General features: G+C 67.5%; 22 protein-coding genes. 11 read left to right on the top strand and 11 right to left on the bottom strand.

Annotated features, from left to right (window positions below; all coding sequences use genetic code 11):
* Positions 1 to 43: 43 nt before the first annotated feature.
* Positions 44 to 1,336, bottom strand: coding sequence for an HNH endonuclease signature motif containing protein (locus MPARV_RS0103720; protein ID WP_081582060.1), 1,293 nt, complete (start codon positions 1,334 to 1,336; stop codon positions 44 to 46).
* A 148-nt stretch (positions 1,337 to 1,484) separates the two neighbouring features.
* On the bottom strand, positions 1,485 to 1,973 hold the full coding sequence (locus MPARV_RS20760) for a SixA phosphatase family protein (protein WP_020377300.1): 489 nt from the start codon (positions 1,971 to 1,973) through the stop codon (positions 1,485 to 1,487).
* On the opposite strand from MPARV_RS20760, the gene MPARV_RS25885 reads away from it, so the two are divergent.
* Positions 1,899 to 2,252, top strand: a complete 354-nt coding sequence (locus MPARV_RS25885) for an acyl-CoA thioesterase domain-containing protein (RefSeq protein ID WP_320408782.1) — start codon at positions 1,899 to 1,901, stop codon at positions 2,250 to 2,252. The two genes, MPARV_RS20760 and MPARV_RS25885, sit on opposite strands and share 75 nt — an antisense overlap.
* 44 nt (positions 2,253 to 2,296) lie before the next feature.
* On the opposite strand, the gene MPARV_RS0103705 is transcribed toward MPARV_RS25885, so the two are convergent.
* Positions 2,297 to 3,436, bottom strand: a complete 1,140-nt coding sequence (locus MPARV_RS0103705) for a cysteine desulfurase family protein (protein ID WP_020377298.1) — start codon at positions 3,434 to 3,436, stop codon at positions 2,297 to 2,299.
* A 115-nt stretch (positions 3,437 to 3,551) separates the two neighbouring features.
* Here MPARV_RS0103705 and MPARV_RS0103700 point away from each other — a divergent pair, with 115 nt between their 5' ends.
* A complete protein-coding gene (locus MPARV_RS0103700; RefSeq protein ID WP_020377297.1) occupies positions 3,552 to 4,706 on the top strand; it encodes an Mrp/NBP35 family ATP-binding protein in 1,155 nt (384 codons plus the stop codon).
* Here the strand turns inward: MPARV_RS0103700 and MPARV_RS0103695 are convergent.
* The gene (locus tag MPARV_RS0103695; protein ID WP_020377296.1) at positions 4,693 to 6,129 is read right to left on the bottom strand and encodes a WS/DGAT/MGAT family O-acyltransferase; all 1,437 of its coding nucleotides are present in this window, start codon (positions 6,127 to 6,129) and stop codon (positions 4,693 to 4,695) included. The genes MPARV_RS0103700 and MPARV_RS0103695 overlap by 14 nt on opposite strands.
* 80 nt (positions 6,130 to 6,209) lie before the next feature.
* A complete protein-coding gene (locus MPARV_RS0103690) occupies positions 6,210 to 7,316 on the bottom strand; it encodes a D-cysteine desulfhydrase family protein (protein WP_020377295.1) in 1,107 nt (368 codons plus the stop codon).
* Between the two features lie 205 nt (positions 7,317 to 7,521).
* Between MPARV_RS0103690 and MPARV_RS0103685 the strand changes: the two genes are divergently transcribed.
* Genes MPARV_RS0103685 through MPARV_RS0103670 form a run of 4 tightly spaced genes read left to right on the top strand, consistent with a single transcriptional unit; the run spans position 7,522 to position 11,478 of the window.
* A complete protein-coding gene (locus MPARV_RS0103685; RefSeq protein ID WP_012227361.1) occupies positions 7,522 to 7,752 on the top strand; it encodes a DUF3107 domain-containing protein in 231 nt (76 codons plus the stop codon).
* Positions 7,753 to 7,767: 15 nt separating this feature from the next.
* A complete protein-coding gene (locus MPARV_RS0103680) occupies positions 7,768 to 8,739 on the top strand; it encodes an ArsA family ATPase (protein WP_012227363.1) in 972 nt (323 codons plus the stop codon).
* Between the two features lie 46 nt (positions 8,740 to 8,785).
* Entirely contained in the window at positions 8,786 to 9,961 is a 1,176-nt protein-coding gene (locus MPARV_RS0103675) for an ArsA family ATPase (RefSeq protein ID WP_012227365.1), read from the top strand.
* Entirely contained in the window at positions 9,958 to 11,478 is a 1,521-nt protein-coding gene (locus MPARV_RS0103670; protein WP_020377292.1) for a sensor histidine kinase, read from the top strand. Before MPARV_RS0103675 ends, MPARV_RS0103670 begins: the two co-directional genes overlap by 4 nt.
* Before the next feature lie 65 nt (positions 11,479 to 11,543).
* On the opposite strand, the gene MPARV_RS0103665 is transcribed toward MPARV_RS0103670, so the two are convergent.
* Positions 11,544 to 11,834, bottom strand: coding sequence for a WhiB family transcriptional regulator (locus MPARV_RS0103665; RefSeq protein WP_012227369.1), 291 nt, complete (start codon positions 11,832 to 11,834; stop codon positions 11,544 to 11,546).
* 220 nt (positions 11,835 to 12,054) lie between these two features.
* On the opposite strand from MPARV_RS0103665, the gene MPARV_RS22150 reads away from it, so the two are divergent.
* Complete coding sequence (locus MPARV_RS22150; protein WP_157789444.1) at positions 12,055 to 12,831, top strand: glycerophosphodiester phosphodiesterase; 777 nt, start codon at positions 12,055 to 12,057, stop codon at positions 12,829 to 12,831.
* Here the strand turns inward: MPARV_RS22150 and MPARV_RS0103655 are convergent.
* On the bottom strand, positions 12,737 to 13,831 hold the full coding sequence (locus MPARV_RS0103655; RefSeq protein ID WP_012227373.1) for a diacylglycerol/lipid kinase family protein: 1,095 nt from the start codon (positions 13,829 to 13,831) through the stop codon (positions 12,737 to 12,739). The genes MPARV_RS22150 and MPARV_RS0103655 overlap by 95 nt on opposite strands.
* A 106-nt stretch (positions 13,832 to 13,937) precedes the next feature.
* On the opposite strand from MPARV_RS0103655, the gene MPARV_RS0103650 reads away from it, so the two are divergent.
* Together MPARV_RS0103650 and MPARV_RS0103645 are read left to right on the top strand one after the other, a co-directional pair.
* Positions 13,938 to 14,720 (top strand): electron transfer flavoprotein subunit beta/FixA family protein, encoded by a 783-nt coding sequence (locus MPARV_RS0103650; protein ID WP_031277176.1) that lies wholly within the window; start codon positions 13,938 to 13,940, stop codon positions 14,718 to 14,720.
* 10 nt (positions 14,721 to 14,730) lie between these two features.
* Positions 14,731 to 15,711 carry an electron transfer flavoprotein subunit alpha/FixB family protein gene (locus MPARV_RS0103645; protein ID WP_012227376.1) on the top strand — a complete coding sequence of 327 codons (981 nt, stop codon included), beginning with the start codon at positions 14,731 to 14,733 and terminating at the stop codon, positions 15,709 to 15,711.
* Between the two features lie 13 nt (positions 15,712 to 15,724).
* On the opposite strand, the gene MPARV_RS0103640 is transcribed toward MPARV_RS0103645, so the two are convergent.
* The 3 genes from MPARV_RS0103640 to MPARV_RS0103630 are packed head-to-tail and all read right to left on the bottom strand — an operon-like array spanning position 15,725 to position 17,723.
* The gene (locus tag MPARV_RS0103640; protein WP_020377288.1) at positions 15,725 to 16,462 is read right to left on the bottom strand and encodes an SCO1664 family protein; all 738 of its coding nucleotides are present in this window, start codon (positions 16,460 to 16,462) and stop codon (positions 15,725 to 15,727) included.
* 14 nt (positions 16,463 to 16,476) lie between these two features.
* Positions 16,477 to 16,956 carry a DUF3090 family protein gene (locus tag MPARV_RS0103635; RefSeq protein WP_012227380.1) on the bottom strand — a complete coding sequence of 160 codons (480 nt, stop codon included), beginning with the start codon at positions 16,954 to 16,956 and terminating at the stop codon, positions 16,477 to 16,479.
* A 53-nt stretch (positions 16,957 to 17,009) separates the two neighbouring features.
* Positions 17,010 to 17,723 (bottom strand): histidine phosphatase family protein, encoded by a 714-nt coding sequence (locus MPARV_RS0103630; protein WP_020377286.1) that lies wholly within the window; start codon positions 17,721 to 17,723, stop codon positions 17,010 to 17,012.
* Positions 17,724 to 17,824: 101 nt separating this feature from the next.
* Between MPARV_RS0103630 and MPARV_RS0103625 the strand changes: the two genes are divergently transcribed.
* Positions 17,825 to 18,547 (top strand): uracil-DNA glycosylase, encoded by a 723-nt coding sequence (locus tag MPARV_RS0103625; protein ID WP_012227384.1) that lies wholly within the window; start codon positions 17,825 to 17,827, stop codon positions 18,545 to 18,547.
* Between the two features lie 56 nt (positions 18,548 to 18,603).
* On the top strand, positions 18,604 to 19,017 hold the full coding sequence (locus tag MPARV_RS0103620; protein WP_012227386.1) for a hypothetical protein: 414 nt from the start codon (positions 18,604 to 18,606) through the stop codon (positions 19,015 to 19,017).
* A 48-nt stretch (positions 19,018 to 19,065) separates the two neighbouring features.
* Here MPARV_RS0103620 and MPARV_RS0103615 read toward each other — a convergent pair whose 3' ends face one another.
* Positions 19,066 to 20,244: a Coenzyme F420 hydrogenase/dehydrogenase, beta subunit C-terminal domain gene (locus MPARV_RS0103615; protein ID WP_020377285.1), complete on the bottom strand. Its 1,179-nt coding sequence runs from the start codon at positions 20,242 to 20,244 to the stop codon at positions 19,066 to 19,068.
* Positions 20,245 to 20,280: the final 36 nt, after the last annotated feature.

The raw sequence follows: 20,280 nt of genomic DNA, 5'->3' as shown, positions 1-20,280 counted from the left end.
GGAAGTATTCGGAGTGTCCCGCGGCCGCGTTCGACCCGGTCATTCAGGCGGCTTGGGTTCCGTCTGGTCGGGTGAGGCGCCAGGTGCCGTCGGGTTCTCGATGCACGGTGAACCCTTTTTGTTTCCATCGGTTGTGACGGCCACACAACGGTATTCCGTTGGTTGGGTTGGTGCCGCCGCCTTTGGCGTGTTCGTGGAGATGGTCGATCTCACAGGCTGAGACTTGGACCCAGCAGCCGGGCCACACACATCGTTGGTGGGGGCCGGAGGCTGCGGTGCGGGCCGATCCGGTGAACCGGCGGGCACGCCCGAGATCAATCACGACGCCTTTGGCGTCGACGACCATCCGCCGGAACGAGAACAGCAGCGAGTTGGTGGCTGCTTCGGTGGGGTCGATATCGAACCCGTCGGGGGTGCGACACATGTGGGTGTCCGGGCCGGGGCGCGGTGCACGATTGTCGCTCAGGGACGCCAGGAGTTCTTCGTAGGTTTCGGCCGACCAATGAATGTTGTGTATGAACCCAGGCGGCACAGCACCTTCAGGGGCCGCTGCAGCATCACGGAACAACCGGTGGAGTGCGTCCGCGCGACGTTGGGCGTCAGTGCGTTCCAAGTCGGCTTTGGTGACCCGGTCGCCCACCAGCACTTTCGCGGCGGCCCAGTCGGCCTTGAATTCTGCGTCGATGAAATGATCGAAGATCTCGCGCATCTCAGCGCCTTGCATCGTCCCAAACGATCCTGACAGGGTCCACGACGCGTCGATTGGATCCGGGATCAGTTTGAAGTCGCGCCCTTCGTGGTTGCGTTCGCCGGCCGGCTGGGGGCCGTCTTGGTCGACAAGGCGGGCCCAGCTGCGGGTTGTTTGGGCGAACCGTCGCGCGCTCATCAGCTTCGCGTCGTCCAACAACCGAAGCTGGCGGGCTTCCATCTCTGGGCGGACACGCGGGTTGGCGTGCACTTCACCGATGACCCGCATCTGGCTGGCACCCACCTGTCCGGCCTGCCATGCCTCAGCAACATCCGGGAGGTCACGGCACGCGGCCGCCACCTGGGTTCGAGCCTTGGCGTCGCCTTCAGAGAGTTTGGCGTGATGTCGGACCATCACCTTCGCCGACGCGTGACCATCAGCCGCGTGGAGGTTGTCGCGGTCGATCACAGCTACCAGCCCGGTTTGGGCGGCCGCCACGCGACGACTCAATGTTTCGAGTTCGGTGATCCACTGAATCGCATCACGGTCGTCGGCCGGGCTCATCCCGGTGGCAAACAAGGCGTCCAGCCCGTTGCCAATCGTGTCGATTGCTTCAGCCGCCTCCGCCAAGAGGACTATCGAACCCATGTTCGTAGTGTACCTCAATGAGCCGGTCTCGACCACCCAAAACCCTCTGATTTACAGGGTTTTCGAAGGTTTTCTCGACCGGATCGAACAAGTCGACACCACCCGTTGCGGATGGTTCACTGCGGGTGGCAAATGTCTGCCGGGGCCCCTACGAATTGGGCAGCTCCGAGGTGGCGGGAGGGGCGACGTAGGTACCTCCGCTGATACGGTCGCCATCGACGGTCAGAATCCAGATGGACCCTTTCACGAACCCTGCCGGACCCTCCACGGTCATGCCTCTGCCCTCGGCCCGGTGGATCAATGCCGGGATGAGGTCGCCGTGCGAGCACAGCACGGTGTCGGTGCCTCGTAGCAGCGCCTGCTCGACGACCCGCCACGTGATCTCGAGATCCGTGCCTTCGGCGAGCGCCTCGGTGGGCTCCACGTCGAGGCCGAGCCGGGCCGCAATCGGCTCGACGGTCTCAAGGCAGCGGGGCAGCGGGCTAGACCACAGGGCGCCGATCGGGCGGCCCCCCAATTGGTCGGCCATCCAGACCGCCTGGCGCAACCCCTTCCGATCCAGGTGCCGTTGAGTGTCCAGCGGGTCGCTGTTGTCGCGGGTTCCGGCTTTCCCGTGGCGGACGAGGTAGAGCGTCACGGCCGAAACGCTACTACCCGAACTGGGCCGTCCCTGCCGGGCCTTTGGTCACATTCTGGACACCTCCGACGAGCTCGCTGGAACGTGGCGTGGGGTCGCGTAGCGCCGTCTCCACCAGCGCCGGGTTGGTTGGCGTGCGTGTTCACTACCCGGTTCGTCACCGACGGCGTGATCGAGGAGGACGGCGAGATCTGGGACTCGGAGGGTCACCTGGTGGCACAGGGCCGTCAGCTGGCGTTGGTGCCCCGGCCCACAGGAAAGCTGCCCTCCGGGCTCTGATCCTCTGCCGACCAGCTCGCGATCGGCAGTTGTAGCCGGTCGGACTATCGGAGCGCTTGGAGCCGGTCGAGCACCTCGGGGGCTGCCTGGAGAAAACGGTCGATGTCGGCCGCGGTGGTCGACCAGCTGAGCGAAACCCTCATCGAGCGTTGGTCGTCGACACCCATTGCGGCCAGCACGGGGGAGGGCTCAAGACCCTCGGAGGCACACGACGAGCCCGAATGCACCGACACACCCGCCTGATCCAGCCCGATGAGGAGGGGCTGCGGTTCGATCTCGTCGAAGCCGAGGCAGATCAGATGGTCCAGCCGGTCAACGGGGTCGCCAAGCACCCGCACTCCGTCGGTGGCGTCGGCCCAGGTGGCGACCCGGTCGGTCTGGATGCGGGCGAATGCTGCGTGATGTTCTCGCCCAGCGACTGCGGCGTCCAACGCCGCGGCGAAGCCGAGGGCGAGGGCCACCGGTTCCATGCCGGCCCGCCGGGCCCGTTCCTGATCGCCGCCGACGATCAGGGGATCCAGCCGCAGTCCCCGCCTCACGAGGAGTGCCCCGATGCCGGGTGGACCGCCCAGCTTGTGGGCGGACAGCGACATCAGGTCGGCGCCAAGCTCGTCGAACGCGATGGGCTCGTGGCCGAGCGCGCCGCAGGCGTCGACGTGGCACAACACGCCCAGCTCCCGACAGGCGGCCACCGCGTCGGTGACGCGTTGACGGGTGCCCACCTCGTGGTTGGCCCACTGCAGGTGAACCAGACCGGTTGTCGTGGCTGTGGCCCGGTCGTCGGCCTGGATCGCGGCGATGAGCGAGTCGAGGTCCACCCTCCCGGTGTGGTCGACGGCCGCCCAGGTCACCGGACCTCGCTCGGCCCAGGCACGCACCGCCGAGTGCTCGATGGGCGCGGCGACGCTGTGCGGGCCGCGCCGGGCGGCGCCGAAGCAGGCGGCGGCGATCGCCTCGGACCCGCCGGAGGTGAACACGACCGATCTCGGTCGGGCACCCACCGCAGCGGCGACGTGTTCACGGGCCCATTCCAGCCGAGCCCGTGCCTCGGTGCCCTCGGTGTGGATGCGGCCGGGGTCGCCCAGCGGCCCGGTCCAGGCTTCGAGGAGCGCGGCCCGGGCCTCGGGGCGGAGGGGCTGGGTGGAGGCGCCGTCGAGGTACGCCCGGGTCGTTGAGGTGCCCATGGGAGGCGAATCCTATGGGCACTTCGTCGTGTAGTTCCCCTGGTGTCTCGTATTCCGACGTGACGTCGGTCGGCCCTCTTGGCGGAACGCTCGTGCCGCGGGAGACTGGCCGTCTATGGCATCCTCCTCCGTCCCCACCCGCGACGACATCATCGAGGCGCTCCGACCGGTGGAGGACCCCGAACTGCATCGATCGATCGTCGACCTCAACATGGTGCGCGACATCGATATTGACCTTCCGGTGGTGACGGTGCTGATCGCCCTCACCATTTCCGGGTGTCCGTTGAAGGACGAGATCACGCGGCGGGTGTCCGAGGCGGTCACCTCGCTGGAGGGCGTCGATCAGCTGAAGTTGAACTTCACCTCGATGACCGATGCCGAGCGTGCGGCGCTGCGCGAACAACTGCACGGCGACCCTGCCGCCACGGCGGGCAGCCACCAGGGGCACGGGCACGCCGAGGGTCGCCAGATCCCCTTCGCCCAACCCGGCAACAAAACCCGGGTGCTGCTGATCGCCTCGGGCAAGGGAGGCGTGGGTAAAAGCTCGGTCACCACCAACCTGGGCATCGCCCTGGCCCGTCAGGGCAAGAAGGTGTCGATCGTCGATGCCGACGTGTGGGGCTTCTCCATCCCACGCATGCTGGGCATCGAGCAACCGCCCACGGTGATCGACTCGATGATCGTGCCGCCCGAGGCCAACGGGGTCACCTGCATCTCGATGGGGTTCTTCGCTCAGGAGGATCAGGCGGTGATCTGGCGCGGCCCGATGCTGCACAAGGCCCTGGAGCAGTTCCTCACCGACGTGTACTGGGACGACCCTGACTATCTGGTGGTGGACCTGCCGCCGGGCACCGGCGACATCTCGCTGTCACTGGCCCAGTTTCTGCCTCGGGCCGAGGTGTACGTGGTGACCACACCCAACCCGGCCGCTCAGCGGGTGGCTCAGCGCAGCGCGTTCATGAGCCACAAGGTGAACCTCGAGGTGAAGGGCGTGATCGAGAACATGTCCTGGTTCACCGGGGACGACGGCAAGCGGTACGAGCTGTTCGGCGCCGGCGGCGGCCAGGAGTTGGCCGATCGCCTGGAGGTGCCCTTGTTGGGGCAGATCCCACTGGTTTCGGCGCTGCGCGAGGGTGGTGACCACGGCAACCCGATCATGTCGGTGGACCCCGATGCGGAAGCGTCAAAGGTGTTCGAGGTCATGGCCTCTCGCATCGACACCGAGTTGGCGCCCACCAGGCGCAGTCACCCCGAACTCAAGATTCTGTAGTTGGGGGCAGCTGGTCGCCGCGGTCGGCGGCGGCGGTGAGTGCGTCCAAACCCTGACCGATGGCGTCCAACACCTTGCGAACGTCAGGGATCAGCTCGGGGCACGTCACCACACCCAGCATCATCTCGCCGTCTGCCGAGAACACCGTGACGTTCAGTCCGGCGCCCTCGAGGAGCGGCCCAAACGGCCACATCCCGGTGACTTTGGCACCGGCCATGAACACCGGCACGGGTGCACCGGCCACGTTGGAGATCACCAGGTTGTGGACAGGTGGCAGCCGGTCGGCCAGGCCCAACCGCTTGTAGAGGTCGACCCCCACGCTGAACACCGGGCCTGGAATCAGTTCGGCGACATCGCCGATGAGGTCGGACCCCATCGCCGCATTGACCTCTTTGGATGCGGTGGAACTGCGTGACACGGCGGCGAGCATGGTCGCCGGATCGTCGAGGCCCATCGGCAACTCCACGAACATGGCCGATACCTGGTTGGAGGAGGCGTCGTCGGCGGCGCCGTGCACCGAGACCGGCACCGACACCACCAACGGTCGGTCCACCGCTTCACCGAGGTCGCTCAGATGGTTGCGCAGCCCGATGCCGGTGGCACACATCACCACGTCGTTGATCGTGACGCCGAAGTGATGGCGCAACCGCCGAAACTCCTCGAACGGGCGGCTGGTGAACGCAACCGAGCGTTCTGGCGTGAGGGACCGGTTGAACGGAGTGCGGGGCGCGTTCATCGGCTGGCCCGCGGCGGTGGAACCGCGGCGGCGCTGGGCGGCGGTGGCCAAGCCCGCGTCGGCCAGTGCCCGAGTGGTCCGCGAGAGGATCTGCAGGGGTCGCAGCGGCTCGGCGATGCGGGCACCGAGGCCGTCGCCCAGCAGGCGCGTGGCCGACGGCATTGCTTCGGGATCCCAACCTGGATCGTCCTCGGTGCGGCGAGGGCTGTCGGGCGTGAGGTCGAACAGGTCGGCCATCAGGGCAACGCCGGAGATGCCGTCGACGATGGCGTGATGCATCCGAAGCACCACGGCGGCGGCACCGCCGGTGAGGCCTTCGAGCAGCGTCATCTCCCAAAGCGGCCGATCCCGGGGCAGACGCCGACTCATCAGCTCGCCGATGTAGGCGGCCAGGTCATCGTGGGATGCGGGCTCGTCGAACCTGTGGAGCGAAAGGTGATGGTCGAGGTCGAAGTCGGGGTCGTCGACCCAGCGGGGCCTGTCGGCGCTGAGGGGCACGGTTGCCAGTCGCCGGCGGAAGGCTGGAATCAGCGGCACCCGGTCCGCCATGTGTGTCCGCAACGAGGCCGGATCGAAGCCGTCCGGGGCGGTTGACGGGTCGAGGCCGATGACCCCGGTGACCACCATGGGCGCAGACGGCGTTTCCAGGGAGAGGTACCACGCGTCGGATCCGCTGAGTCGTTCCATGCCACGAGCATCGCATCGCCCCGCCGTTCGAGCCAGCGATGTGTCCGGAGACCCCGACGGGCCGTGCTTGGCGTCCGCGGTCAGCGAAACTCGCCGGAGTAGGCAAACAGCCCGGGTGCCCCGCCGGTGTGCAGGAAGACCACCCGTTCATCGTCGCCGATGAGGCCCCGGCGCACCACGTCGATCAGCCCGGCGGCGGCCTTGCCGCTGTAGACCGGATCCAGCAGCAGGCCCTCGGTGCGGGCGAACAACTCGATGGCCTCGGTCGCCTCCCTGGTCGGTATGCCGTAACCATCCCCGCAGTAGCCGTCGAGAATGTCCACCGAGCCCTCGGCCACCGGGTTTCGGCCCAACATGGGTCCCAGCGCATCGAGCAGCGTGCGGGCGGCGGCCCTTGAGCGGGCGGCGCCCTCGTAGGTGTCGAACCCGGTGACCGCGGTGCCTGCACCCAGGGCATCCATGCCCGCCAGCAGCCCGGCATAGGTACCGCCGGTGGAAGTGGCCAGGACGATGCGGTGGAATCCCACCTCGGCCTCCACCGCCTGATGCACCAGTTCGATGGCGGCGTTGACGTAGCCGAGGGCACCCACGGGCGACGACCCGCCGGTGGGGATCCAGCTGACGATCTCGCCCGCTTCGGCCGCCGCCTCCTCGACGGCGCTGATGGCCGCCGCCGAGGACACGTCGTCGGTCACGCGATGGGTCGGCACACCAAGGATGCGAAACAGTGTCTGGTTGCCGTTGTCGACGTAGTCGTGGTCGTCGCGGGGCACCATCTCGGTGAGGACAAGCTCGCAGCCAAGCCCAAGCGCGTTGGCGGCGGCTGCGGTCTGCCGTGCGTGGTTGGACTGCAACGCACCGAAGGTACCCACGCGGGAGGCGCCCTCGGCGATCGCCTGGCCCATCAGGTACTCCAGCTTGCGAACCTTGTTGCCGCCCAGCGCCAGGCCGGTGCAATCGTCGCGCTTCACCCAGATCTCCGGCCCTCCGAGGGCCTCGGACAGCCGCTCGCACGGCTGCAGCGGCGTGGGCAGTGTGGCCAGGTGCCGACGCGGGTACGGGTCGAGCAGTGCCTGGGTGTCGGCGATGACCTGGGCCGCTGTGGGCGGCTCGTTGTCGGTCTGGGCCGGGTCGGTCCGGGCCGGGTCGGTCTGGGCCGGGTCGGTCTGGGCTGGGTCTTGAGCCATCCCCCCATCTTCGCAGGCAGGAACGGGGTGCCGGTCGCCCGCCTCGATATTTGGTCCTTCGGCGAGCGCTGCGGTTGGTGACGCGGTTGGTGACGCGGTGAGGCACCGGTCCGGCCGTCGGGCCGCGAATCGGCCGAGCGGGCAGGGCCGCGTAGCATGTGCGTGCGCCGCAACCGGCGCCGCCCACCACCTTCAGGAGCATGCAGTGGACATACGCATCGGAGTGACCCAGGCACCACGTGAGCTGGATCTGACCGTGGACGACGACCTGCGCGACGAATTGCACGACCGCATCGACGAGGCGGTGTCCGCCGGTGACGGGGTGCTGTGGCTGACCGACACGTCGGGGCGCGAGGTGGCGGTGCCGGTGGCCAAGATCGCGTACCTCGAGATGGGTCGCGACACCGGTGGGCGCTCCATCGGGTTCTCCAGCTAGCAACCCGACCCGCTGATGTCTTCGCTTCTGGATCGCAGACTGCTGTTCGTCACCGGCAAAGGTGGCGTCGGCAAGACGTCGGTGGCGTCGGCGTTGGCCCTGATGGGTGCACGGGCGGGCAAGCGCACCTTGGTGTGCGAGGTGGACGCCAAGGGCAACCTGGCCGACTTCTACGGTGTGGGGCCCCTGGCGTTTCAGCCCACCGAGGTGCAGCACAACCTGTTCGCCATGGCGATGAACACCGAGGAGTCCCTGCGGGAGTACCTCAAGTTGCAGCTCAAGTTGCCACTGCTGGCCCGGTTGGGCCCCATCGCCCGAGTATTTGATTTTGTGGCCACAGCGGCCCCCGGCGTGAAGGAGATTCTGACCGTCGGCAAGATCGCCTACGAGGTTCGGGAACGCAACTACGACCTGGTGGTGGTCGATGCGTCCGCCTCCGGGCACGTGGTGGGTCAGCTGGCGTCGCCGGTGGCGCTGGGCGAGCTGATCGGTGTCGGCGTGGTGCAGGCGCAGACCGCCTGGATGATCGATCTGCTGAAGGATCCTGCGACGACCGGGGTGGTGGTTGTGGCCACGCCGGAGGAGATGCCGGTGAACGAGACCCTCGAGCTGGTGGGACGCCTGGGCACCGAAACCGAAATCGACCTGGCCGGAGTGGTGGCCAACCGGGTACTGCCCGAGCTGTTCAGCCGGACGGAGGAGGAGTTGTTCGACGAGTTGGCCGAGTCGGTCCGTTCCGACGGGGATGCGTTGACCGGGGTCGACGACTCCCTGGGTGCCACCACCGGCGCCGGCCTCCAGGGCGTGGTCGAGGCGGCCGAGTTGGCGGTGGGGTTGCGCCGCTCACGCGTGCCGCATCTGCAACGGCTTCGAGCGGGGCTCCCGGAGGGCGTGCCATTGGTCAACCTGCCGATGCTGTTCATCCGCACACACGGCACACGGGTGACGCACGCCATCGCCGATCTTCTGGAAGAGGAGCTGGTCTGATGGGTTCGATCTCTCTGAGGAGTCCGACCCCGGGCGGGTGGCTGCGATGAGCGGCGCAAGCCTGCGAAACCTGGCATCGGCCCGGGAGGTGCTGGTGACGGCCGGCTCCGGTGGTGTGGGCAAGACCACCACCGCCGCAGCCGTGGCCACGATGGCGGCGTCGACGTTGGGGTTGAAGGTGTTGGTGGTCACCGTCGACCCGGCTCGTCGGTTGGCCAACGCCATGGGCCTGGAACGCTTCGGCAACGTCGAGGTTCGGGTGCCCGACGAGGCGTTCACCTCGGTGGGCATTCGCCCGACGGGCGAGCTGTGGGCGGCCATGTTGGACACCAAGGAGAGCTGGGACGACCTGGTGCGCAGCCATGCGCCCGACGCCGCCACCCGCGACGCCATCCTGGCCAACCCGCTCTACACCAACATCTCCTCGAAGTTCGTGCAGAGCCACGACTACGTCGCCATGGAGCGGCTCTACGAGCTGCACTCGTCTGGACGCTTCGACCTGATCGTGGTGGACACCCCACCCACCCGCAACGCACTCGACTTTCTTGATGCTCCAGAGCGCATGGCGGACTTCTTCTCCAGCCGCCTGCTGCGCTGGTTGATCGCCCCAAGCCGCTCGCGGGTGATCAACCTGGCCTCCAAACCGTTCTACACGGTCGCCGACCGCATCCTGGGCAGCCAGTTTCTGTCCGACATCGCCGAGTTCTTCATGTTGTTCCAGTCGATGTACGACGGTTTCGTCGAGCGTTCCCAGGCGGTCAGTCGGTTGCTGGCCTCCGCCGACACCAGCTTTGTGGTGGTGTCCACCCTGGAGGCGGCCGCGGCGCGCGAGGCGCGGCTTTTCATCGCCGAGCTGGACAAGCGCAACTACGACGTCGGCGCGCTGGTGCTCAACAAGACGCTGCCGGCGGGATTGACCGACAGGGCCGCCACCGTCACCGCCCACGACCTGGCCGAACACGGCGCCGCCCGCGCCGAGGTGCTGGCGGAACGCCTGGGGGTGGGCGAGGACGGCCGGGTGCCGCTGGGTCGCATGCTTCCCGAACTGGGGGAGAACTTCCTCCGCTTTCAGCTGGTGGCCGGACGCGAGGCCGAGGAGCGAGACCGCTTGACGGCCGATGCCGCCGTGGTGGCGAGCGTGCCCTACTTCGCCGAGGACATCACCGACATTGCGGGCCTTGTTCGCCTGGGTCGGCAACTCTGGGACGACTCCGAGAGGTGAACGAACTGCCCGAGGCACCCAACGCTCAGGTGGTGGTGCCGGAGGACCCACAGGAGGATCACCTCCGTCGCCTGGTGACCATGTGGGGTGTGCTGTCGGATCTGTCGTTTGGTGACCTGCTGTTGTACGTGCCGGCCGGTCGTGGCTACATGGTGCGCAGCCAGGTGCGGCCGGCGACGGGCCAGACGCTCTACAAGTCGGACCGGGTGGGCTCGTGGGCGGCCGGGGCCGATCGGCCCCATGTCGAGCGGGCATGGCGCTCTGGTGCGATCGAAGGGGGTGACCTGTTTGTCGAGGAGTTGGGTGTCAGCGTGACGGTTCAGGCCATTCCGGTTCGTTGGCGGAATCGCGTGGTTGCGGTGATGACCAGCGAGCAGGCGCCCACCCATCGTCAACCGGGCGAATTGGAGCGCACCTACCAGGCGATCTTCGAGCGTTTCGTTTCCATGATCGCCGCCGGCGAGTTTCCCTATGCGCCCGGCCCCGAGGACCGGGTGCTGAGCGAGCCGCCCCGGGTGGGCGACGGCATCCTCTTGTTGGATGGTGACGGCCGGGTGGTTTTTGCGTCGCCCAATGCCGTGTCGGCGTTGAACCGGGCGGGCGTCGAAGGTTCGGTGATGAACACGCACCTGGCCGAGGCGGGTTTGGACCAACTGGCCACGCGCCTGGCCTTTCGCACGCGTCGCCCCACGTCCGAGGAGGTGGCGGCCGGCTCGGTGGTGATCGACCTCGAGGTGCTCCCACTGCTGGAGCGGCAGGCGGTCAACGGTGCAGTGGTGTTTCTTCGGGATGTGTCGGAGATCCGCCAGCTCGACCTGTTGCTTCTCAGCAAGGACGCCACGATCCGAGAGATCCATCACCGGGTCAAGAACAACCTGCAGACCATCTCGTCCCTACTGCGGCTGCAGGGACGCCGGATTGCTCACCCAGAGGCCGATCGGGCCGTGAACGAGTCGGTACAGCGCATCCAGGCGATCGCAGTGGTGTACGAGCTGCTCAGCCGTGAGCATCGCGACGACGTGGAGCTGCGCGAGATCGTGGCGGCGATCGTGCGCACCATGGACCAGGTCACCGGCGCGCACGTGCTGATCCGCCTCTCGGGCACGGCGGGTCGGGTGCCATCCGACGCTGCCACCGCGCTGGCCATCGTGGTCAACGAGCTGATCCAAAACGCGCTCGACCACGCGTTTCCGCAGCTGGGGGAGGACGATCTCCCTCAGCCGATGGTGTGGGTCACCCTTGATCGGGAGGCCTCATCACTGCGGGTCGAGGTGGTGGACAACGGCATCGGGGTGCCCGAGGCGCTCGACCCGGCCGGTGGAGGGTTGGGCCTGACGATCGTCTCCTCGTTGGTCACCGAGGAGTTGGCCGGAACGATCGAGATTGGGCCCCGGCAGGGCGAGGGCGCAGGCCTGTCTGGCACCCGGGCACAGGTGGAGGTTGAGGTGGCCGACGTTGCGCCCGGTGGGAAGAACGACCCGACGCAGGAACTGCCCATCCTCCGCCTCGGCGGGTAACGACCGGAAGGCCGCCCGGGGTGGGGCGCGGCCGTTGGGCCGGGTTCAAACCCGGCGGTGTGGGTTCAGCTGGCCTTGCGGCGGGCTGCCACCCACTGGCGGCGCAGCTTGCGGCGCTCCTCCTCGGAGGTGCCGCCCCAGATACCGGAGTCCTGGTTGGTGGCGAGGGCGAACTCCAGGCACTGGGCCTTCGAGTCGCACGCATCGCACACCTCCTTGGCACTGTCGATTTGCTCGATCGCCGGCCCGGTGGTGCCGATGGGGAAGAACAGGTCCGGGTCGGTGTCCCGACACGCAGCTGTTGAACGCCAATCATCGGTATCGGTGAAGCTGCCGGGCTTGAGCGTCAGTGCCACTGTGATCCTCCAAGGGATTCGAGCGCGTTGCTGAACGCGCCATGGGTTACGTTGCAGCACGGTTCCAGGGGGGAAAACGTCGAGCGGGGTTCCTGGTTCGACGCACGGCGTGCTGGGTGAGCGGTCAGAACCTATCCAGAAGTGGCAGAGCTGTAAAGGAAAAGTTTCACAAAGTACGATGTGACATGCGTCTCGTGCTTGTGCGTGGAACCCTGTCACGGTGAACGAATCCACTTCCTCCAGCCCGCCGAGACCCACGATGCCGTTGGTGATCGCCCATCGAGGGGCCTCCGCCGAACGACCCGAGAACTCGCTGGCGGCGTTCGAGGAGGCGGCCCGGCAGGGCGCCGACGGTGTGGAGCTTGACGTTCGACTCACCGCAGACGACCAACTGGTGTTGTCTCACGATCGGCGGCTGAGCGATGGCACGGTGATCGATCGCACCACGGCGGCGGAACTGCGTCTGCGCCAGACGTTGGAGTCGTTGCCCGACGCGCTCGGGGTGGCACCCGGCATCGTCAACGTCGAGGTGAAATCCGATGAGTCCGCCGAGCATTTGGCCCGCCGCATGTTGGTGCTCGACCTGGTGCTGGCGCAGTTGGACGACCGGCCCGGATCGCAACGATTTGTGTTGTCGTCTTTTGATCTCGACATCCTGGCCCTGCTCCAGGGCATGGATTGTGCCCATCCCACCGGGTATCTGACCATGGGGGTACCCAAGCCGGCGCTGGCCCTCGACGTGGCCGCCTCGCTGGGCTGTAGCGCCTACAACCCGTGGTATCCCGAGGTGGATGAGGCGCTGGTCGCCGCTGCGCAGGCCCGTGGCTTGGAGGTGTGGACCTGGACGGTCAACGACTTCGACCATGCCGTCGACCTGGCGAAGCTGGGCGTGACCGCGTTGATCACCGACCACCCCGGAGCCATGCGGGCACACCTCGCCGCCGCCGGCTTCGTTGCCCCGGCCCCGGCCGACGGGGACGAGGGGGCCCCGGCGTGACCAGCGAGAGGTTGGCGGGTCGGGCATCGATCGTCAGCCCGGCCACCTCGCCGAGGTAGTCGCCGTCGACCTGCCACGGCAACGGGCGCAACGCCTCGATCCTGGCGTTTTCGAAGCCGCGGAACATTCGCACGGTGCGATGTTCGGCGACGCCTCCGCCTCGAAGGGCCGCCGTGGTCAGGCTGAGAAAGTCGAGCGCCCCAAACCGGGTGGCCACCACCAGTGTCGGGCGGGCGTCGAGGGTTGCCCTCGGGTCGACATCAAAGGCGCGGCTGCCAACGAAGGTGTACGGGTTTGAGTTGAGCACGAGGCACTGCCAACCCTCGACGACCTCACCGTCCACCTCGACGCGCATCCACGGTGACGTGCGGTCGGTGTCGCGAAAGAACGCCTTCAGGCCGGCATAGATGAACAGCAGGTGGTTGAGGTAACGCTTGAGGCTGCCGCGTCGCTCCACCTCGGCGACGGTGGCGGCGTCCCAACCGATGCCCACATGAAAGGTGAACCATCGTGGCGCCTCGCTCGGCGGGGAGGCCGGGCCGCGCCGGCGCGATGGGGCGCGATTCCCCGGTGCGGCTTCGTTCGCCAAGGGCACGCTGTCGTCCAACGGCGTCAGCGAGCTGACCCGACCCAACGACACTCGACGGATCAGCCCGAGGTCCAGGGCGTCGAGCAGCTGCAAGGTCGCCTGGATCGGGTCGTCGGCCAGCCCAAGCGTTCTGGCCAGCACATTGGTGGACCCGCCCGGCAGCACCGCGAGGGCGCAGTCGGTGCCCGCCAGGCCGTTGGCCACCTCGTTGAGGGTGCCATCGCCGCCGAGTGCCACCACCACCTCGATCCCGGAGGTGGACGCGGCCGCCGCCAACTCGGTGGCGTGCCCACGATGCTGGGTCAAGGCCACGTCAACCTCGTGGGCACCCGAGAGCAGCCTGGTGATGACCACTCGCTTGCGGGCGGTCACCGACGAGGCGGTGCAGTTGGCGATCAGCAGAATTCTCAAGGCGGCCGACGATACCGCCCTCGGAGGGGGCGAGGCGGGGAGCGAGGAGTCACCGGGAGACGGCGCGGTTTTGTTTGGACGCCGACCCGGAGGCACACTGTCCCCCATGAACGTCGTCGTCTGTGTCAAGCAGATCCCGGACCCGGCCGAGCCCGGTGACCTGGATCCCGAAACCAAGACCCTCAAGCGTGAGGGCAAGCTCATCCTGGATGAGTCCGACAGCTATGGCGTTGAAATGGCGCTGCAGCTGGTGGACACCGCCGGTGAGGGCGAGGTCACGCTGATCTCCATGGCCCCCAACGAGGAGGTGTCCGGCCTGCGCACCGCGCTGGCCATGGGCGCCGCCAAGGCGATCCTGGTGAGCGACCCTGCGTTGGCGGGCAGCGATGCGCTGACCACCGCCAAGGTGCTGGCCGCCGCCGCCAAGAAGGTGGAGGGCGCCGACCTGATCCTGACCGCCACCGAGAGCTCCGACGGCTACACGGGCACCGTGCCCGAGCAGCTCGCCGCCGTGCTCGATCTGCCGTCGGTCACGTTTGCCAAAGAGGTCGAGATCGCCGACGGCACCGTCAAGGTTCGCCGCCAGACCGAAGCCGGCTACAACGACGTCGAGTGCTCGCTGCCCGCCGTCGTGTCGGTGACCGCAGGCGTGGTCGAGCCCAGGTACCCGTCCTTCAAGGGCATCATGGCGGCCAAGTCCAAGCCGGTCGAAAACCTCACGGCGGCCGATCTCGGCTTCGACGCCTCCCAGGTGGGTTGGGCCGGTGCCGGCCAGGAGATCATCGACATCGCCAAGGCCCCCGAGCGCGAGGCCGGAGAAATCATCGAGGACGAGGGCGAAGCCTTCCAGTCCGTTGTGGACTATCTCGCCAACCTGAAGATCATCTGAGGAGTCGGACATGTCTGTTTCAACCATCTGGGTCTATACCGACCTCACCCAGCCGGAAGAGGGCCACGGCGAGCCCACCTCCACCACGCTGGAGTTGCTGGCCAAGGCCTCCGAACTGGCCGACACGGTGGTGGCCGTGGTCGGTGGTGACGGCGACGCCGTTGCGGCCACCCTGGGCGCCCACGGCGCCTCCAAGGTGCTGGCCACCGGCGACCTCACCGGTCGCCTCCCCGGCCCGCCGCTGGCAGCCGCCCTGGCCGACGCCATCGCCTCCGATGCGCCGGCCGCCATCCTCTTTGGCACCAGCTACGACGGTCGCGACGTTGCGGCCCGGCTGTCGGTCAAGCTCGACGCACCAGTGATCACCAACGTGGTGGACCTCATCGAGTCGGACGGTGCCCTGGTGGGCGTCGAGCCCATCTTCGGTGGCGCCACCAACGTGACCACCAGGTTCACCGGCGATCAGCCTGGAATCTTCCTCGTGCGACCCAAGTCGTTCGCTCCCGCGGAGGCGCCTTCGGGCGACGCGGCCACCGTCGAGGCGCTGCCTGTGCCCGATGTGGGTCAGTCCGGTGGCGCCAAGGTGACCAACGTGCACGTCGAGGAGACCGAGGGCCCGTCGCTGGACGACGCCACCGTCGTCGTCGCCGGCGGTCGTGGCATGGGCGACGCCGAGAAGTACCAGGCGGTGGAGGATCTGGCCAAGTTGCTGGGCGCCGCACCCGGTGCCTCGCGGGCCATCGTCGATGCCGGTTGGGTGCCCTACAGCTATCAGGTCGGTCAGACCGGCAAGGTGGTGAAGCCCGACGTCTATATCGCCGCCGGTATCTCGGGTGCCACCCAGCACCTGGTCGGCATGAAGGGCTCCAAGCACATCATCGCCATCAACAAGGATGCGGAGGCGCCGATCTTTTCGGTGGCCGACCTGGGCATCGTCGGCGACGTGCACAAGGTGCTGCCCAAGTTGATCGAGGCGATCCAGGCCCGCTGAGTCGGGTCGGTTGCTAGACGAGTGGCCAGGGGTAGCGCCGGCCGGTCGGGTCGCTGGGCAGTATGCCCGCCTCGGCCAGCCGGTGCGCCCGTTCCACCATTGCGCTCACCTCGTCGCGGTCCAGCAGGTCGGCAAACTCCGGGTCGATTGACTCGGTCGACCATGCGCCCAGCAACGAGCGCAGCTCGGCGTCGATCGGCTCGCCGGCAAAGTCCCACAAAACCGTGCGCACCTTCTCCTCGGTGTGAAAGCACAGGCCGTGGTCGATGGCATAGAGCCGATCGTCTGCGCCCAACAGACAGTGACCGGCCTTGCGGTCGGTGTTGTTGGCGACGATGTCGAACGCGGCCAGTCGAGCCAGGTCGGTTGCCCATCGCGGTTGTGTCACCAGGTCGAACGCGGTGACGTTCACGTCGCTGGGGATGAAGTATTGGACGGTGCCCACCCCCAGTGGAGCGTCGTGGCGCACCACGGTTGGCGGTACGAACGTCCAGCCGAGTTGAAGATCGAGCAGCTTGGCGGCCCGTTCGCGCCGCCACAGCCCGGCCGGAAAATCCCACAACGGGCGTTCACCGCGCTCGGGCTTGTAGATGGCGGTCAACCGCTGTCCCAACCGGCACACCCGCACGACGAACGTGGCATTGGAACTCCACGGGATGCGGCCGAGCACCTCGATGTCGCCGGCAGCCAACGCCGCCTCGACGGTTGGGTCGTCCGGTTCCAGCGTGGAGCCGAGGTCGAGTTCGGGCACGGGCTAGGCCGTCACTAGTTCAACCGTGGGCAGGCGTGCCCATGGGGGTCCATCGGCCGCCCGCACAGTTCGCAGATGGGTCGGCTGCCTGCCAACAGCCGTCCGGCCCGCTGCGCAAACCCTCGGGCGGTGGCCGCGGTCATGCGCACCTGCAACTCCCGGGGTTCCCCGGAGGCGGGCGCATCGTCGGATTCCGGCACCAGTTCCTCGGCGACCACCAGCACCGACCCGTCGGCGTCCTCGGCTGAAACCAGAAGGTTTCCCACCGTGAAGCCTTCGATGACCGGTTCGATGAGCTCACCCAGCGGTTCGATGGCACCCTCGTCGCCCACCAGCCGCATCAGAAACTGGGCCAGTGCCAGCACCTGCTCCTTCTCGCAACGCAGCGTGGTGATCCGGTGACCGTCCCGTGCCTGCAGGTAGAACACGCGGGCACCCGGATCGCCCACGGCGCCGGGAAGAAAGTCATCGGGATGGTCGAACATCTCAGACATGAACGCTCACGCTCCCGTCGATGGCTGCTGACCGCCTGAACTCATTGGGGGGATCATGCCGGAGCCAGGGCGGCGAGGTCGCCACCGGTCGAGTTCACGGCCAACACGATGGGCGCCCCGGCCCCCAGCAGGATCGGAGTGACCGAGGTGGGGCTGATCACCAGCCGCTGGAACTGGTCCAGGTGTGTGCCCGCCGCAAAGGCCACGTAGGTCTTGATCAGGTCGGCGTGGGAGACCAACACCACCGTGCCCCCAACACAGCGGTCGGCCCAGTGGTGCACGGCGCCCACCATGCGCTGTTGCATCTCCATGAACGACTCGCCACCGGGAAATCGAAACGTGGACGGATGGTTCTGCACACTGTGCCACTCGGGCCTGGTGCGGAGCCGATCGAGTGGCTGGTTGGTCCACTCGCCGAAGTCGGCCTCCAGGAGTGCATCGTCGGTGTCGACGGTGAGGTTGAGCGCTGCGGCGATCGGTGCTGCGGTCTCCTGAGTGCGTTCGATGTTGGAGGCCACCACCGCCCGCACACGGTCGCCGAGTGGGGCGATGCGTTTGGCCACGGCCTCGGCCTGGGTGACGCCCTGTTCGGACAGGTGGTTGCCGGGGGTGCGGCCATAGAGGACGCTGCCGGTCAGCTCCGTCAGCCCGTGACGGACCAACAGCACCAGCGTGTGGCTCGCTGTGTTTGCCGGGTCGGTCGGGTTTGCCGGGTCGGTCGGGTTGGGCTGGTCGGTCGGGTGATGGTCGTGCGAGGGGGTGGTCATTCCCCCACGAGGATACCGAGCAGGCGGCCCTCGGCCGACTCGGCGACCCGGCCGCCAGGCCCGCTCCCCTCCTCGGCAGGGGCGCGTGGCAGGCTGACAGCGTGACCAGCACCGGCTCAGATCCCTCGTCTGCGGAGGTACTCGCACAGATTGAAACGGAGATCGTTGCGTGCCGGGCCTGTCCGCGCCTGGTCGAGTGGCGAGAGCGCGTGGCCCGGGAAAAGCGTGCGGCCTTCGCCGACTGGGACTATTGGGGGCGCGGGGTGCCTGGCTGGGGGGACCCGCAGGCGTCGGTGGCGGTGGTGGGCTTGGCCCCGGCGGCACATGGGGCCAACCGCACCGGCCGGATGTTCTGCGGGGACCGATCCGGTGAGTGGCTGTACCGGGCGTTGTGGCGGGCCGGGTTTGCCAGCCAGGGCCACACCGAGTCGCGCGACGACGACATGGTTCTGTCCGACGTCTGGATCACCTCACCGGTGCATTGTGCCCCTCCGGACAACAAGCCGACCATCACCGAACGTGACAACTGCGTGGGCTATCTGGAGCGGGAGTTGGCGGCGCTGAGCAACGTGTCGGTGGTGGTGTCGCTGGGCGGGTTTGGGTTCTCGGTGCTTGCCCGCCTCTTTGACGTGTCACCCCGGCCCCGGTTTGGCCACGGCGTGGAGGTGGCCACGGCGGCCGGCCCCACCATCCTGGGCTGCTACCACGTCAGCCAGCAGAACACCTTCACCGGGCGCCTGACCGAGAACATGTTGGATGACACGTTTGCCCGAGCCCGGGCCATCGCCGGCCTTGCGGCGCACGACAATCGGGCACGTGGTTGAGCCGAACACGCGCTTCGAACTGCCTTGGGTGAGGGCCACTGGTACGCTCCGCAGCCGTGTTCAACCGTTTGGCCAGCCGCTCCCCTCAGCCCGCATCTCAGCCGAAGGCCTTCAGCGGCGCGCGGCGGGGCAGGTATGCCTCGGCCCTGATCGTTGGCATCCTGGTGCTGGGCGGCTGCTCCGATCTGCCCACCAATTACAACGAGCGGGCGGAAGCCAACTTCATGGTGGGCTGCAAGGACGGCTCCTCGGCTGAGTACTGCCGGTGCGTCTGGGCGCAACTGAAGAAGACCGTGCCCTGGAAAGAGTTCAACAAGTTCGACAAGTCGCAGTCGACCGCCGAAGAGGAAAACCGCAAGATCGTGATTCCGGCCGGTATCCAGGCGGCGATCGACAAGTGCAAGGAGGGTGGTTCGGACGCATCACCCACCACGACCGAGGCGCAAACCTCGACCACCAAGCCCGGGTAGTCGCCCAACCTCGGTTGATCCCCGGTTGAGACCCGGCGGGTGTGTCCGCTATTTCTTGACCGGCAGGCCCAGGCGTATCTCGGGTGCGGCCGTCGTTGGCCAGCGGGCCCGGCTGTTCTCGGCGAGGCGCCGCATGAGGGCGATCGCTCCGGGGTCGGAGTCGCCAGGTCGGGTCTCGAGTGACCCGTCGGCGATCATCCGCGACATGATCTCCCGGCCGAGATCGGTGCGCACGATCGTGAGCGTCCAGTCGGCGTTTGCTCCGATGCCGCCACAGCTGATGTCGGCGTGCTCGGCGGCGAAGTCGGGGCACATCTTGCAGCCTTCGCGGGTCCAGGCGTGGCACTCCTTGAGCGGCACCTCACGGTAGGTGCCGTCGGTCGTCCAAATCTGGAAGACGCCTTTGATGTTCATCTTGGCGATCTCGGAGCGCTTCAAGCCGTACTTTGGCCAGAAGAGTTCCTCGAAGATGGCGTCGTCAAACGTTTTGGAGCACAGCAGGCCCAGGTTGAACTTCACCGGCTTGGAGATCTTGCCCACCTTGCGGCTCCACATCACCGGCGGCACCGAACTCTGGCAGCTCATGCCGACCAACGCCAGATTCTTGTGGCCGGCTTCGAGGGCCTCGTCCATGGCCAGGGTGTTGGCCGAATAGGTGTAGCGGCTGCCCGCTGCGGCCAGGATCTCCTCGCGGTTGGCGGCGACTCCCGGCTTGGCCACCCACGAGTTGGCGTCACCCTCCAGAAAGCTCACCAGTGCGGCGTCGATGTAGTCGTGCTCCATCGCCCAGATCAGGATCGCCGACACCAGCCCGCCGTCCTGGCCCATTTCGTGCACCATCTTGTCCGACGCCCGGGTCAACAGGATGTCCTGGTAGATGCCGGCGACCTCGTCGTCGGTGCGTTCGCGTGCAAACAGGTGCTCGTTGGCCTGGGGTTCCCAGGCACGGAATCGTGGGCACGCCCTGGTGCAGGAGGTGCATCCCTTCTGGCCGTGGATGCAGTCGTCGGGCCCCAGTTCGTCCTCCAGGTGGAACGGCCGGTAACCGCCCTGGGCGTGGTCGTAACCGATCACGTCATGGGGGCAGGCGATGACGCATCCGGCACAGCCGGTGCACAGGCCGGTGTCGATGACCTCGGCCTTCAGTTCCTGCCACTGGTAGGTCCAGCGGGGTGGCTTGGCCGGCACGCCAGACGTGGGAGCGGCTTCGGGTGCGGTGTCAACCATGGGCGCAAATCTTACTGCCACCGTCCGGCGGCCTCC

The sequence above is a fragment of the Candidatus Microthrix parvicella Bio17-1 genome, assembly GCF_000299415.1.
GTDB classification, from domain to species: domain Bacteria; phylum Actinomycetota; class Acidimicrobiia; order Acidimicrobiales; family Microtrichaceae; genus Microthrix; species Microthrix parvicella.
The sequence above is the reverse complement of the archived record's forward strand: the minus strand, read 5'-3'. Positions and strand labels throughout refer to the sequence as shown.